The sequence below is a fragment of the Methyloceanibacter sp. genome (assembly GCF_041573655.1).
Taxonomy (GTDB): domain Bacteria; phylum Pseudomonadota; class Alphaproteobacteria; order Rhizobiales; family Methyloligellaceae; genus Methyloceanibacter.
Genome location: NZ_JBFFQD010000002.1, coordinates 33514 through 47290 on the forward strand (window position 1 = coordinate 33514; position 13777 = coordinate 47290).

Below are 13777 nucleotides of genomic sequence, written 5' to 3' on the forward strand. Positions count from 1 at the left end.
AAAAAAATCGACGAAAAAGTGTGGCTAGCCGAACAGGGCGGCCCGCTTGACCCAGTGAAGCTGGGGCACGACCAGCGGCTCCGGTCGCTCGAAGCGCTCGCCGCCACGAGCTTCGCCAGCAGGGGCTTCGCCGCGAGTGGCTTCGGGCCGCATGTGAGGCTCCGGAGCTGGCTCTGGGGCCTGCGCCGGGGCGGCGTCCGGGCCCTTTTCCGGTTGGCTCAGGGCCCGATCCACGTCGTCCTGCCGCAGCCCGGCCCCCTCGCCTTGAGGACCGTTCAGCAGGCCGGCCTCCACAGGCGGGCTCATCTTGTGGGCAATGTCATGCGCGCCCCAGATATCGATCACGGCGTTGATGCGCTGTTCGATGAGACGCAAAGTGCGCACGACTTTGGCCACGCGCTGTCCCGTGATGTCTTGGAACGAGCAAGCGGTGTAGATGTCGATCGCGTGCTTGTCGAGCCTGTCGCCGAGCTCCGGCGAGACGCCATTCTCGCGCAGCGTCCAGGCGACTTCCTGGATGTCCTCGGCTGCGGACAAAATCTCAGAGGTTGCCTTCTCGGTGGTCTCGACGATCTGATCGAGCTCTTCCGTCGCGTTTGAGAGTTCCGCGTCGACGTCGGCCGGACGGAGCTGCGCGATCTCAGCCCGTGCACGCGAAATCGCGGCGCTGATCTTCACGAGCTCGCCGAGTACGCTTGTCAGCCCTGCCTGATGCTTCGGCTTGAGCATGGCCCTTTCAAGCCGGGCGATGGCGTCGAGCATGAGTTGCGTCTCGGGCATGCGGTGCCGGCGCATGTACTCCGATAAGAACCAGCGTCCGAGCGGCGTTCCGCTCAATGTTGCCTCAAGAGCAGCGTATTGCTCCGCCAGGCCACGTATGGGCCGCGTTGGCATTCGCCGCGATGTATCGGCGCCTTTTGGAGCTCGTTCCGGCATGGTGATGGCGAAGCTATCTGATTCGGAGTAAGGCCCGAACGTAGCAACCGCGCCGCAAGGGAGTCGTTAACGTCTTTGGCGAACCACGCCACATCGTCGCCCTCACTCGCATGGCGGCTCGGCTTTCTCTATGCCGCGCTATTCCTGGTTATCGGCTGCTACCTGCCTTACATGCCGGTGTGGCTAAGCTGGCGGACGCTGAGTGCGGACCAGATCGCCATTCTTTTGGCGACGCCGCTCTATATCCGCATCGTGTTTACCCCCGTCATCAGCTTTGTGGCGGACCTGCTCGGCAACCGGCGCGGAATTGTAATTGCGCTCGCCTGGGGGTCGCTGGGCTCGTTCGCCCTGCTTTGGGTGTCCGACGGATTTTGGCAGATGATGCTCGCCATCGCGCTGCTGGCCGTCAACTGGACGACGATCATGCCGCTCGTCGAGACGATCGCGATCAGCGGTATCCGCAAGAGCGGGCTCGACTATGGGCGCGTGCGGTTGTGGGGCTCGTTGACCTTCATCGGCGCGAGCCTTGCCGCGGGCATCGTCATTCAGTTTCGGGATGCGGGCACCGTGCTGCCGATGCTCATGACCGCGACGGCGCTTCTGATCTTCGCGGCGTATCTGGTTCCGCGGGACGTCGAGCCGAAGCGTCAAGGCAGCCCCGTGCGCCGTTTGCGCCTGAGACATGCCTTCGCGCTCGCGCGCGCGCCGCTCTTTCTGCTGTTTCTACTTGCCGCGGCCATGATCCAAGGCAGCCATGCGCTGCTTTATGCTTTCGGCTCGCTCCATTGGCGCGCGCAAGGCTTCTCCGGCGGCACGATCGGCGCGTTGTGGTCGATCGGCGTCATCGCCGAAGTGGCGCTGTTCGCGGTCTCAGGCAGGCTCGTGTCCTATGTCGGCAGCACGCGGCTCATGGTGCTGGCTGGCGGCGCGGCTGTCGTGCGCTGGGCCGTCTTGGCCCTCGATCCGCCGCTTCTAGCCACGGGGCTGGTCCAGACCCTGCACGCCTTGAGCTTCGGCGCCACCCATCTCGCCGCCATCCATTTCTTGACCCATGCGGTGCCGGAGGATCGTTCCGCCACGGCGCAAGGCCTTTACGCGGCCGTGGTTGCCGGGCTCGTCTTGGGCTCGGTGACGATCGCCTGCGGTCCGCTTTACGAGGCGTATGGCGGCCAGGCCTATGCGGCCATGGTGCTGCTTGCGGGGATCGGGACGGCCGCGGCGGCCTTGCTCGGCTGCCACTGGCAGGGCGGGCTTGTCGTGGGCGATCAGCCCCACAGCGCAGGCAAGGGCGTGAAAACCATGCCGTCGCGGTAGGTGAGGGCGGCATCCCGGTCGCGCTCCAAGAGCAAGGGGCCGTCTAGGTCCACCCAGTCGGCGTCTTGGGCGAGGAGCAGGGCGGGCGCCATGGCCAGCGACGTTGCGACCATGCTGCCCACCATGATCTTGAGACCGAGGTCGCGTGCGCGGGCGGCCGTGGCCAACGCTTCGGTGAGACCGCCGGTCTTGTCGAGTTTGATGTTCACCGCGTCATAGCGGCCGGCCAGCGGCGGAAGCGATGCGCTGTCATGCACGGACTCATCGGCGCAAACCGGGATCGGCCGTTCGATCTCCCCCAGCATCGCGTCGTTGCCGGCCGGCAGCGGCTGCTCGATCAGTTCCACACCCGCATCCGCCGCTATGGCCAGAAGCGACTCCGTTTCATGGGGTTGCCAGGCCTCGTTGGCATCGGCGATGAGACGTGCGGTGGGGACGGCCGCGCGCACGGCCTGAAGACGCGCCGTATCGCCCGCGCCGCCGAACTTCAGTTTGAGCAGCGTATGCGCGGACGCGGCCTTTGCCTCCGCCGCCATGGTGCCGGGATCGCCAAGTGAGATGGTGAAGGCCGTGGGAACGGGCTGAAGGGTCGAAAAACCTGCTGCCGTGGCGGCAGGCGTTCCGGACTGCTTCGCCTCCAAGTCCCATAGGGCGCAGTCGAGGGCATTCCGCGCGGCGCCCGCCGGCAGGCGCTTGGTAAGCGCGGCGCGCGTGAGGCTATGGTTGAGCGCGCAGGCCTCGATGTCGGCCATCACGCCTTCCACGGTCTCGCCATAGCGGGCATATGGCACGCACTCGCCACGTCCGGTGTGGCGGCCATCGCCGATCTTGGCCACGACCACGTGCGCTTCATGCTTGGACCCGCGGGCGATGGTGAAGCCGCCCCGGATCGGCCAGCGTTCTTCCCGGAGCTCCAAGGTCAGGCCCCCATTGGTGCCGTTAAGCTCGTCCGGAGAACCCGTCATATCGCCTTTATTTCTCCTAAGGTTTCGTTCAAAAACAATCGGTATGTCTGACAGCGCGCCACATAAAAGGATGAGCCAGAGTAAGCCCTTACCATGCTCAAACGCGACCACCAGCTTGTTCTGCCGACCGAAGTCCGTACCCCGGGCTTCCGCGTCGAATTGCGTGGTACGACCTTCCGGCTCGTAGCCACGGGCGCTTGGACGGTGGCCGAAGCCGCCGATCTCGACAAGGCGTTGAAGCGTTTGCGGGTCCCGATCCCGCCGACGCCTGATTTCACCGGCGAGATGGATATCGCTGGCATCGCCGAGATCGACACCGCCGGCGCGCTTCTACTCCAGCGCACGGCGAGTGCTTGGGAAAAAGGTGGCTTGCGCACGCGCTATGCCGGCGCGACCGAAGACTTCCGCGTGCTCATCCAAGAGGTCCATCGCCGCGGGCAGGCTGAGCGGCCGGAGGTCTATACCCAAGGCGCGATCCAGGACTTCGTCGACAGCGTTAAGAACGCCCTGACCGGCGCGTGGCGCGACGTGGTCGACCTCACCGCTTTTCTCGGTGAAGTCACCGCCGGCTTCTTGCGCTTGTTCAAGCAACCTTGGCGCTTTCGCACCACGTCCTTCTTCCACCATCTGGACTATGCGGGCTTGCGCGCGTTGCCGATCATCTCGCTGATCTGTTTTCTGATCGGCGCCGTGGTCATGCAGCAAGGCGTGGTGCAGCTCAAGCCGTTCGGCGCCGAACCCTTCGCCGTCAACATGGTCGCCATCCTCGCACTGCGCGAGGTGGGCATCTTGCTGACCGCCATCATGGTCGCCGGCCGGTCCGGGTCCGCCTTCACCGCCGAAATCGGGTCCATGAAGATGCGCGAGGAAATCGACGCCATGCGCACGCTGGGGATCGATCCCATGGACACGCTGGTGCTGCCGCGCGTGTTGGCGCTCGTCGTAGCTTTGCCGCTGCTCACCTTTCTCGGTGACATCATGGCGCTTGCCGGCGGCGGCGTGATGGCCTTTGCTGTACTGGGACTCGACCTCTCGTCCTATATCGACAAGCTCCACGAGGCCGTCGACTTTCAGCACTTCATGGCGGGCATGATCAAGGCGCCCTTTGCTGCCGTGATCATAGGCCTTGTCGGCTGTCTGGAAGGCTTGCGTGTTCAGGGCAGCGCGGAGTCCCTCGGGACGCACGTGACGTCGGCGGTCGTGAAGGCCATCTTCCTGGTGATCATCGTGGATGCTGTCTTTGCCATGTTCTTGTCGGGGATCGGGGTGTGAGCGTCGAAGACGAACGAGAGGTGGTCATTCGGGTGCGCGAGCTCGCCAAGAGCTTCGGCAGTCATCAGATATGGGAAGCGCTCAGCCTCGATGTGTATCGCGGCGAGATCCTCGCCATTGTCGGTGGCTCCGGGCAGGGCAAGTCGGTGTTGATGCGCGTCATCACGGGGTTGGTGGCGCCGGACAAGGGTATCGTCGCGTTGTTCGGCCAGAACGCGGACACGCTAACGCCGCAAGCGCGCCTCGATATCGAGAAGCGCTGGGGCATCCTGTTTCAGGACGGCGCGCTGTTCTCCTCGCTTACGGTGCTGCAAAACATCCAAGTCCCCATGCGCGAGCATCTCGACCTGCCGCAGGCGATGATGGACGATCTTGCCTTCTTGAAGCTGACCATGGTCGGCTTGCCACCCGAGGCCGCGCACAAATTTCCGTCCGAACTTTCGGGCGGCATGCGGAAACGCGCAGGGTTGGCCCGCGCGCTTGCACTCGACCCGGAAATCGTCTTTCTGGACGAGCCGACCGCCGGACTCGACCCGATCGGCGCGACGGACTTCGATCACCTGATTCGCAAGTTACAACAGACACTTGGGCTCACCGTCTATATGGTGACCCACGATCTTGATACCATCTTCACGGTGTGCGACAGGGTAGCCGTATTGGCCGATAAGAAGATCGTTCGGACTGGATCGCCCAGCGAGCTGCAGAGCCAGCCCGACCACCCGTGGATCGAAGAGTATTTCTGCGGTGAGCGGGCCCGCGCTGCGAGCCCCGCCGAACAACGGCGATTGATTGGCTAGCGGGAGTCCGATGGAAACCAAGGCCAACTACTTGATGATCGGCGGCTTCGTGCTGGGCGTGCTCGCCTTTGTGTTCATCTTCGTGTTCTGGATCAGCAACTTTGCCGGTGGCGGCCGGGAATATCACATCGTGTTTCAAAGCTCGGTGGCCGGACTGACCTCCGGTTCGGGCGTCCGCTTCAACGGCGTTAAGGTCGGTGAGGTGCAGTCGTTCTCGCTCGATCCGAACGACGGGCGCAAGGTTCGCGTGCTCATCAGCGTGCAGGAAGGCATACCGATCCGGAAAGACTCTCAAGCCAGCCTGCAATCGCTCGGCCTCACCGGGGGCACGGGCGTTCAGATCACGCCTGGCCGGCCGGACTCACCGCTTCTCGTTCCCACCGATGATGACCCCATCCCCACGATCAAGGCGGCGCGGGGCTCGGGGCCGGGGCTGTTCGATGCCGCGCCCGCGGCTCTCAACAGCGCCAATGCTCTGATCCAACGCCTGGACGATCTCGTCGCCGCCAATGAGAGAGCCGTGTCCGACACGCTGACCAATGTCGATGAGTTCACGACGATGCTGAAGGGCAAGGACGAGGAGATCAGTCAGACGATCACCGATTTGAGCGAGGGGGCCAAGGCCTTCAGCGAATTGGGCAGCAAGATCGACGACAATGTCGACGGGCTATCCCTGGAGGCGAAGAAGGGCTTGCAGGAATTCAGCGCGGCCATGCGTGAAGCCCGCCGCGCGGCGGTCTCGCTCAACCGGATTCTTCAGAAGTTCGAAGCCAGTCCGACCGGCTTCTTGCTTCGCGGCGGGGGGTCGGACTCATCGTCTTCCTCGTCCTCTCCCACGCCGAGGGGATTCGGCGGAGGTCGGCGCTAAGCCAAACGCCGCTCGAACCGCTTGTGGCACGTCGTAGGAACGACTCCCAAAAACGAAAAGGCCCCTCGCTCTCGTTGAGAGGAGGGGCCCAGTCTCTGGGGGAACCTGGCGGCTCTTACCGCAGGCGTCCGCTTGCATGGGCAAGCAGAAGATAGACGCGTCCGGTCTCGGACGTCAGGTAGTTCTGCAGCTTGTGACCTGCCGGATCGGACTGTTCGGCCTCCGCGAGCAGACGCTCGAAGTCGGCGATGTAACGGTCGACCGTGTTGCGGAACTCGCCGTCGCGGTCATAGCGGCCCGAGATCTCCTCGAAGGTCGCCTGACCCTCATAGGTGTAGATATGCCGACCCAGCACGCCGCGCTCGCCGGCGCGCATGCGGTACCAGACATCCGCCGCAGTGCGATTGTCGATCGCCCGCGACAGTTCCTCGATGCGCAACTGTCCGGCGCCCGTCGACGCACCGCGTCCGGCGGCATAACCGCCTTGGCCGCCGAAGCTCTGGTCCTGAGGCGGCCAGCTGCCACCACGGCCCGAAGCGTTCGAAAGCTGCTGCGCCAAGCCACCGGCGCTCTGGTCGAAGTCGGTGGGCTCGTAACCGGCCTGCACCTGTTGGCCGCGCGCATCGAAGCGTGGCAGGGGCGGCTCTTCCGCCACGGGCGGGAAGGGCGCCTGAGACCCCGGTCCCATGCCCGATGGCTGAGCGCTCGCTTGGGGCAGGGAGGGGCTGAGCGCCTCGATCTCGCGGAACTGGTCGTTCAGCGCCTTGCGGATTGCCGCGGTCGCCTGAGCGGTTTGCTCGGGCAAGGTGTCCATGCGTGTCTGCATCTCTTGGCGCAAGCCATCCAGGTCGGACACGGTTTGCCGCGCCGTCTCGCGCATGCCACGCGAGGTGTTGTCGAACTGACCACGCATCTGCTCAAGCTGCTTGCCGATCTGGGTGATGACCGTCTCGAAGCTGCCCTTGAGTTCGTTGACGGCGCGGGCCGTGTGGGCCTGCGCCTCCTCGCGGAGTTTCTCGATCTGCGAAAGCGCCTGCTGGGCCTGTCCGGCCGTGTCGCGGCCGAGAGCAGTCGTGACCTGTTTGGCGCGCGCTTCGGCCTCTGACAGGGCGCCGTCGACGATGCCCGAGTAGTTGTGCATCATGCCATCGAGTTCCTGCGCCTTGGTGTTGACCGTGTTGAGCAGGGCGATGATGGCCTGATGGCGGCCCTCCAAGATGGAGTCGATCTTGGCGTTCGAAGAGTCCAGCGCCTTGGACGCGGTGAGGATCGCCTCGCCTTGGCTTTCGAAGCGCTCGGTGAGCCCGTGGATCTGCTCCAGGAGCCCACGCGACACCTCGCGCAGATTGCCGGTCTGGTTGGTGAGGATGTCCACGGCTTCCTTGGACTGAACGCCCACCTGCTCGGCCGTTTGCTGCATCACCTGCGAGTTGGCGGCGAGGACCTCGTTGAGCTGCGCGGTCTGCTGGCCGAAGGTCTCGCCAACCATGCGCGTGTGCTCGCCGAGCATCTTGTCGGTCTCGGCCGTGCGTTGGCCGAAGGCCGTATCGATGGCATTCAAGCGCTCGGCGAGGGCCGTGATCACCAGTTGCGCACGCTCGCCCATCGTCTTGTCGAGCGAGTCGGTCTGCTGGGTGATGGCTACCTCGAGCCCTTGCGCCTTCTCAAGCAGCGACTTGGTGAAGGCGTCGGCCCGCTCGGCCATGGTCTTGTCGAGTGCAATGGCGCCTTGATTTACGGCCGAGGTGAACTGGGCCGAGCGATCCGCCAGAGTTTTGTCGACGGCGCCTGTCCGCTCCTCAATCGTCGCGGCCAGCGCGTCAGTGCGGGCTGTCAGCGTGTTCTCGAGCGCCACCGCGCCTTCGGCCACCATAGTGGTTAAGGCCGTGGTGCGGTTTTCCAAGGTCTTGTCGAGGGTGACGGCGCTTTCGGCGACGACGTTGGTGAGCGCGTCGGTCTTGTCCGTCATCGTCTTCTCAAGCGCCACCGCGCTTTCGGCCACGACATTGGTCAAGGCCGCCGTGCGGTCTTCCAAGGTCTTGTCGAGGGTGACGGCGCTTTCGGCGACGACGTTGGTGAGCGCGTCGGTCTTGTCCGCCATCGTCTTCTCGATCGCCACCGTGCCCTCGGCCACGAGACCGGTGAACGCGTTGGTGCGGTTCTTCAGCGCGTCGTCGAGCACCTGCGTGCTCTTGCCGATCTCGGCCATGAACGTCTCGGCGCGCTCCTTGAGCGTCTTGTCGAGGACGATGGCGCCCTGTGCGACCGACGTCTCAAGTCCCTTGATGCGCTCCGCAAGCGAGCTCTGCAGGGCTTCCGTCCGCTCCTTCATGGTCTCGTCGAGAGCCGTGGTGCGCTGTGCAACAACGGTCTCCAGAGAGGTCAGGTTCTGGGTCGCGCCTTCGATCACCTTCGTCAGGCGCCCCTGTTCCTTGCTAAGGCGCTCCAGCAGGCCCGGCACTTGCTCGGACACCTTAGCTTGCGCCTTGTGGACTTGATCGGCGGCTTCGTTGGAGCGGGACACGAGGAGCTCGGTGAGCTGTGTGCCGCGCTCGGCCAGCTTCTGGTCGATCGCACCGCTCGCGTTGGAGATATCGCGCGCCACCTGGGCGCCCACGCCCTTCAGGGCCTCGCTTACGCGCTGGCTGTTATTGGTGAGGGCCTCGCGCTCGGTGGCGAGTTCGTTGATCAGGCCCCTGACGCGAAGCTCGTTCTCGCCGTAGGAGCGTTCGAGCGCCGCGACCTCGCTATGCACCATGGCTTCGAGCTCGCTGGCCCGGCCAATGGCGCGCGAAATAGCGTCGTTCATCGCCGCGACTTGGCGGCGGATGGTCTGACCCACAGAGGCCACGGACTGCTCGGCCAGCCGGTCCGGCTCGGCGAGCCTGACGGCGACCTCGGTCATGGCCGAGGCCATGAGGCGCAGCTCCTGGGCCCGCCATACGAGGAGGGCGAGGAACCAGAAGATGATGATGGGAACCAGAATGGCGGCCGTGGCGGCGAGGGCCGGCGCACTCAGGAAGCCGCCGCTGGCGGCTGCGTTGGAGATCACGCCATAGGCGAAAATGCCGCCAATGACGACCCAGACGACCGAGGCGACCAGCGCAAACAGGAACGGCGTGTGGGCCGGCCGCTGTTGAAGGGCGAAGATCAGGCCGCCGATCGACGGCACGTCGTCATTGGCCGGCGTGGCCAAGCGGCGCTGCGGCGGCGGTCCGGCGGGGCGTCGCGACCGAGACAGATGCTTGGGAGAGGGCGCGCCTGCGGCCTCGGGGGCGTCGGCAGGCTTGGCCTCTTCCTGAGGCGCGCTGAGATTGGCCGGTGTGGGCTCTTCGCGCCGCGGCTCCTCGCGGCGGGGCTCTTCGCGCTTGGGCTCCACGCGCTTGCGCTGTTCGGCCTGGAGCCGGTCGGCGAGGGTCGATCGCCGCGGTAGGGTCGACATGCGCTCAAGGTCGTCGGATTTGCCCTTGGTCTTGCCCTGCATCATCGCTTCCAGGGGGCCTTTGACCTCTTCCTTGTCGTCGGAGGTCTCTTTCCCTGGGGCCGATTTCGCTTGTTTCTGCGCCATTACGCGTTCCTCGCACCACTAAATAGAACTGGGAAAACAGTGCGCCCTAGAACTCAAAACCCGCAACAGCGGCGCATCGCATCTCGTGGGACCCCGCATCATCTTCCGAGGAAGTCTAACCGGAAGAGCCCCCAACGCTTTTTCCCCTCGCCCAACATCGTTAACGTTTTTCTAGGCTTAAAAAAAGCTGAATCGCCTGCTTGGGTTAACGCCGGTTAACTCCCTAGGATTGAACCCCAATTTTGCTGCGAGGCAAAGGCGAATCGGCTAAGTGGAGCCTGGGACCGTTGCCAGGTGCGAGGGTTTCGTCACTTTGCGCAGGGCCGGCCGAAAATAGAGCCGTTTCAAGGGTTCTTGAGGCAGCGGGTTTGGGGCGGCATCGAGCGAGGCGCATGGCCAGCAAGACGGCAGCAGAAGTCCAAGCTTCGACCCCTGCCAACGAACAGGGCCCCTCGGGCAATCCCGTGGATTTTGAGCACTTGGCGCGCTACACGCTCGGCGAGCCGGAGCTTGAGCGGGAGGTTCTGGGGCTGTTCTGCAGCCAGTCCGTTCTCCTTCTGGATCAGCTCCGCGCGGCCAAGTCCGATGAGGACTGGAAGCAGGCCGCCCATTCCCTCAAAGGTTCCGCCCGCGCGATTGGCGCCTGGCGCATGGCGCAAGCCGCAGAACAGGCCGAAGCCCTTCAAGGCGATGGTCTGAGCGAGCTCCGCAGCGCGCGGGTCGATGAGGTCGAAGCCTCGCTGCGTGAGGCCGAGGCCTATATCGCCACGGTGCTTGAGAGCCGCTGACCGGCATCTTTCGCCACAAGGGGCCGCAAGGCTCTGGTGTCTCAAATTCAATTGCCTTATAGAGCACGGGCTGCGGGCGGGCATGCCCCAACCGCGCCAACCCTTCGGGCGCGGTCACCCCGCAAGACGCCCGGCTCCCGAGATAAGGATTTTGCGCGTTAGAGCCCGCCAACGTCATGGCCAGGATCACATACATTCAACCCGACGGAACCGAGAACGTTGTCGATGCCGATCCCGGCATGACCGTGATGGAGGCCGCGGTGAAGAACTCGGTCAGAGGCATTGCGGCGGAATGCGGCGGTGCCTGCGCCTGCGCGACGTGCCATGTCTACGTAGAGGACGCGTGGCGCGAGCCGACAGGCCAGCCGGAGCAGATGGAAGAGGACATGCTCGACTTTGCTTTCGATATTCGCCCGGAGAGCCGCCTGTCTTGCCAGATCAAAGTGACCGAGGAGCTCGATGGGCTCAGGGTCCGAATTCCCGAAAAACAGTTCTGAGGCGCTATGTCAGCGGAAGTGATCAAGACCGACGCGGTTATCATTGGGGCAGGCCCGGTGGGCCTCTTTGCCGTGTTCGAGCTCGGCCTTGTCGACGTGAAGGCTCACGTGATCGACATCCTCGACCGGCCGGGCGGCCAGTGCGCCGAGCTTTACCCCGAAAAGCCGATCTACGATGTGCCGGCTCTGCCCGTCGTCACCGGTCAGGAGCTGACCGACAAGCTCATGGAGCAGATCAAGCCCTTCGGCGCTGAGTTCCATTTCAGCGAGCGCGTCGAAACGCTCGAGCGAACGGACGAGGGCTTCCACCTCGTGACCGATGCCGACACCGCGTTCGAGTGCAAGGTCGTGGTGATTGCCGCCGGCGGCGGGTCCTTCACGCCCAAGCGGCCGCCGCTCCCGGGTATCGAGGCGTATGAGGGGACGTCCGTCTACTACTCGGTGCGCAAGATGGATGTGTTCAAGGACAAGGACGTGCTTATCGTCGGCGGTGGCGACTCTGCGCTCGATTGGACGCTGAACCTACAGCCGGTCGCCAAGTCGCTGACGCTGCTGCATCGACGCTCGGAGTTTCGTGCGGCGCCGGCCTCGGTGCAGAAGATGCTGGATCTGGTCGAAAACGGGGATGCCGCCTTCAAGCTCGGTCAGGTGACGGAGCTGCACGGGGACCACGGCCAACTCACCGGCGTCACGGTCAAAGGGCCCGACGGCGCGACGTTCGAGCAATCGGCGGATGTCATGTTGCCCTTTTTCGGCCTGACCATGAAGCTCGGCCCGGTGGCCGATTGGGGTCTCAATCTCGAAGAGAACTTAATCCCGGTCGATACGGAGAAGTTCGAGACGAGCGAGACGGGCATCTTCGCCATCGGCGACATCAACACATACCCGGGCAAGCTGAAGCTGATTCTGTCAGGCTTCCATGAAGCCGCGCTGATGGCGCAGCAGGTGCACAAAATTGTGTACCCCGACAAGAAGCTGATCTTCCAGTACACGACGTCGTCGTCGAATCTTCAAAAGAAGCTGGGCGTGAAATAGGCTGGCCCTTAGGCCTAATTAGCTCAGGCCAACGTGCGGTAGATCGCGACGTCGTAGGGGCTGAACAGCCTGATCTTGAGGCGCTCGTTCGCCGGAATTTCCACACGCGCAAACACGCCGCTCTCATCCACAAGGTCGGTCGCGATCGGGTCGACGAGGACGAGGTAGAGACGCCGCGGCTTGTCGCGGTACGACACGACGATGTTGTTCAAGACCTCGGCGAAGGCTTCGCGCGAAAACGGATTGAAAAAGTAGTGGATCGCTTCGCCCTCGGGCGGGCCGACCTCGGTCGCATCGCCAAGCACGCACTCCACGTTACGGCAGCGCATATGGGAGCGCGGGTATTGCGCGATGTTCATTGCGGCGTCGTCGTGCAGTTCCTCGGCGAACTCGATGCCGCCGACGGCCGCAAACGGGTGCTCGGCTGCGAGTAACAGCACGCGTCCCTTGCCGGCGCCGTGATCGACGAAGGTAAGCTTCGAGAAATCGTAGTCGATGCCTGCAAGGGTCCATTGGAACAATTGACACGGTGTCGGGCGGTAGTCGTGTCCGCGCTCGGGATGACGGCTGCGGATCGTGAGCCCCGACAGCGCTACCGGATCTTTGGTCGAGGAGAAGAACAACTGCTCCTTCGGCGGATCGAAAACCCGTGCGTTCAGCCAGTGCAAAAACGCTTTGTAGTCTTGCTTGATCCGCTCGGGACGCGCGTGCTCCTTAATCTTCGCGCCGGTCCGTTCGATCTCGGGCAGCACGCTCCCTCGTCCATACTCGGCCGCGCGAGCCAAGCCGTCTTTGGTGGCCTGCTTCGTCTGACTGGAGGTCTTGTCGGCGAGTTGGGCAAGGCGCCCGGCAAGGCGGTTGCGCAGTGCGCCGCGGCCCAAGGCGGCGGCATTCGTATTTGAGTCCTTGGTCCTCGACATGGCGCCTACAGCCGCCGTCTTGGTATGGCCGCCCGACGAAGTACCACCTTGCGGCGCAGTCCGGCCTGGACCGCGGGGGGCGACCGTCATGGGAGTTCCCCGTTCATGCGTAAGGATTGTGCACGATGCCTCGTGAAGCAAGCGCTTTTTAGGCAAAGGCCGGCTCCGCAACGCAAACGCGTCTGCCGAATGTGCTATCCTCTTGATTCGCGAGGGGGACCCGCGACGGCCGGCACAAACCCCAAGCGGCGGGGAGCGAGGCGTGCAGGCAGAAGACTTCCATGACTCCGTGAGGCCAGGCCTCATTGCCATGTTGCCGAGGCTCATGCGTTTCGCCGACGTGCTTGTCGGCGCGCGTGACGAAGGCGCAGGGCTGCTGAGCCGCGCGCTCCAGCTCATGCTGGCTGAGCAGCATCGCTACCAGCGCGGCACGTCCCTCGATGTTTGGGCCTTCGCCGAGATCTACCGGTATTGGCTGAGCGAGTTGCGCGATCATGCCGAGCCCGTTGCGCAAGCCAGGATCGACGAGACGCGGTTTGTCGAGTTGTTCTACGCCAAAGGCGACGACTACGTTGACGCGTCGGTCGTTGCCTTCCTGGGGAGCCTGTCGGCGCCACAACGCCTCACAGTGCTCCTCGTCTATGGCGAAGGCTTTGAGTACGAGGACGCTAGCCGCATCCTCGACGTTCCACCCGAGACAATCGCCGCACGGCTCATCCGTATCAGTGCGGTGCTTGCGGACCGCTTGAACGCACGGGCGCCGGCGCAAGCCGCGGCGACCGTCGAGACGCTCTATCCCGAAGGGCTCAGGGGCTGA

The 13777-nt window shown here is 64.1% G+C and carries 12 protein-coding genes; 8 read left to right on the forward strand and 4 right to left on the reverse strand.

The annotated features are described in order from the left end of the window. Positions 1-24: 24 nt before the first annotated feature. Positions 25-894, reverse strand: a complete 870-nt coding sequence (locus ABY454_RS00865) for a hypothetical protein (protein ID WP_372928275.1) — start codon at positions 892-894, stop codon at positions 25-27. Between the two features lie 117 nt (positions 895-1011). Between ABY454_RS00865 and ABY454_RS00870 the strand changes: the two genes are divergently transcribed. Continuing rightward, positions 1012-2250 carry an MFS transporter gene (locus tag ABY454_RS00870; protein ID WP_372928276.1) on the forward strand — a complete coding sequence of 413 codons (1239 nt, stop codon included), beginning with the start codon at positions 1012-1014 and terminating at the stop codon, positions 2248-2250. On the opposite strand, the gene dgcA is transcribed toward ABY454_RS00870, so the two are convergent. After that, positions 2202-3215, reverse strand: a complete 1014-nt coding sequence (gene dgcA / locus ABY454_RS00875; RefSeq protein WP_372928277.1) for an N-acetyl-D-Glu racemase DgcA — start codon at positions 3213-3215, stop codon at positions 2202-2204. The genes ABY454_RS00870 and dgcA overlap by 49 nt on opposite strands. Positions 3216-3308: 93 nt before the next feature. Between dgcA and ABY454_RS00880 the strand changes: the two genes are divergently transcribed. Genes ABY454_RS00880 through ABY454_RS00890 form a run of 3 tightly spaced genes read left to right on the forward strand, consistent with a single transcriptional unit; the run spans position 3309 to position 6152 of the window. Continuing rightward, a complete protein-coding gene (locus tag ABY454_RS00880; protein ID WP_372928278.1) occupies positions 3309-4487 on the forward strand; it encodes an MlaE family ABC transporter permease in 1179 nt (392 codons plus the stop codon). Continuing rightward, positions 4484-5284 (forward strand): ABC transporter ATP-binding protein, encoded by an 801-nt coding sequence (locus tag ABY454_RS00885; RefSeq protein WP_372928279.1) that lies wholly within the window; start codon positions 4484-4486, stop codon positions 5282-5284. Before ABY454_RS00880 ends, ABY454_RS00885 begins: the two co-directional genes overlap by 4 nt. Positions 5285-5294: 10 nt before the next feature. Next, entirely contained in the window at positions 5295-6152 is an 858-nt protein-coding gene (locus ABY454_RS00890; RefSeq protein ID WP_372928280.1) for an MlaD family protein, read from the forward strand. A gap of 115 nt (positions 6153-6267) precedes the next feature. On the opposite strand, the gene ABY454_RS00895 is transcribed toward ABY454_RS00890, so the two are convergent. Further along, on the reverse strand, positions 6268-9720 hold the full coding sequence (locus ABY454_RS00895; RefSeq protein ID WP_372928281.1) for a hypothetical protein: 3453 nt from the start codon (positions 9718-9720) through the stop codon (positions 6268-6270). Between the two features lie 392 nt (positions 9721-10112). Between ABY454_RS00895 and ABY454_RS00900 the strand changes: the two genes are divergently transcribed. From ABY454_RS00900 to ABY454_RS00910, 3 genes are all read left to right on the forward strand, one after another. Continuing rightward, positions 10113-10508 carry an Hpt domain-containing protein gene (locus ABY454_RS00900; RefSeq protein WP_372928282.1) on the forward strand — a complete coding sequence of 132 codons (396 nt, stop codon included), beginning with the start codon at positions 10113-10115 and terminating at the stop codon, positions 10506-10508. 176 nt (positions 10509-10684) lie between these two features. Then, positions 10685-11005, forward strand: a complete 321-nt coding sequence (locus ABY454_RS00905) for a 2Fe-2S iron-sulfur cluster-binding protein (RefSeq protein WP_372928283.1) — start codon at positions 10685-10687, stop codon at positions 11003-11005. A 6-nt stretch (positions 11006-11011) separates the two neighbouring features. Continuing rightward, positions 11012-12040: an NAD(P)/FAD-dependent oxidoreductase gene (locus ABY454_RS00910; protein WP_372928284.1), complete on the forward strand. Its 1029-nt coding sequence runs from the start codon at positions 11012-11014 to the stop codon at positions 12038-12040. Positions 12041-12063: 23 nt separating this feature from the next. Here the strand turns inward: ABY454_RS00910 and ABY454_RS00915 are convergent, their stop codons facing one another. Beyond that, the gene (locus tag ABY454_RS00915; protein WP_372928285.1) at positions 12064-13050 is read right to left on the reverse strand and encodes a class I SAM-dependent methyltransferase; all 987 of its coding nucleotides are present in this window, start codon (positions 13048-13050) and stop codon (positions 12064-12066) included. A gap of 172 nt (positions 13051-13222) precedes the next feature. On the opposite strand from ABY454_RS00915, the gene ABY454_RS00920 reads away from it, so the two are divergent. Next, a complete protein-coding gene (locus tag ABY454_RS00920) occupies positions 13223-13777 on the forward strand; it encodes a hypothetical protein (RefSeq protein WP_372928286.1) in 555 nt (184 codons plus the stop codon).

Bases quoted from the DNA above. Each gene is read 5' to 3' on its own strand.
- ABY454_RS00865 (WP_372928275.1), bottom strand. From the start codon at position 894: ATGCCAACGCGGCCCATACGTGGCCTGGCGGAGCAATACGCTGCTCTT.
- dgcA (WP_372928277.1), bottom strand. From the start codon at position 3,215: ATGACGGGTTCTCCGGACGAGCTTAACGGCACCAATGGGGGCCTGACC.
- ABY454_RS00880 (WP_372928278.1), top strand. From the start codon at position 3,309: ATGCTCAAACGCGACCACCAGCTTGTTCTGCCGACCGAAGTCCGTACC.
- ABY454_RS00890 (WP_372928280.1), top strand. From the start codon at position 5,295: ATGGAAACCAAGGCCAACTACTTGATGATCGGCGGCTTCGTGCTGGGC.
- ABY454_RS00895 (WP_372928281.1), bottom strand. From the start codon at position 9,720: ATGGCGCAGAAACAAGCGAAATCGGCCCCAGGGAAAGAGACCTCCGAC.
- ABY454_RS00900 (WP_372928282.1), top strand. From the start codon at position 10,113: ATGGCCAGCAAGACGGCAGCAGAAGTCCAAGCTTCGACCCCTGCCAAC.
- ABY454_RS00905 (WP_372928283.1), top strand. From the start codon at position 10,685: ATGGCCAGGATCACATACATTCAACCCGACGGAACCGAGAACGTTGTC.
- ABY454_RS00910 (WP_372928284.1), top strand. From the start codon at position 11,012: ATGTCAGCGGAAGTGATCAAGACCGACGCGGTTATCATTGGGGCAGGC.
- ABY454_RS00915 (WP_372928285.1), bottom strand. From the start codon at position 13,050: ATGACGGTCGCCCCCCGCGGTCCAGGCCGGACTGCGCCGCAAGGTGGT.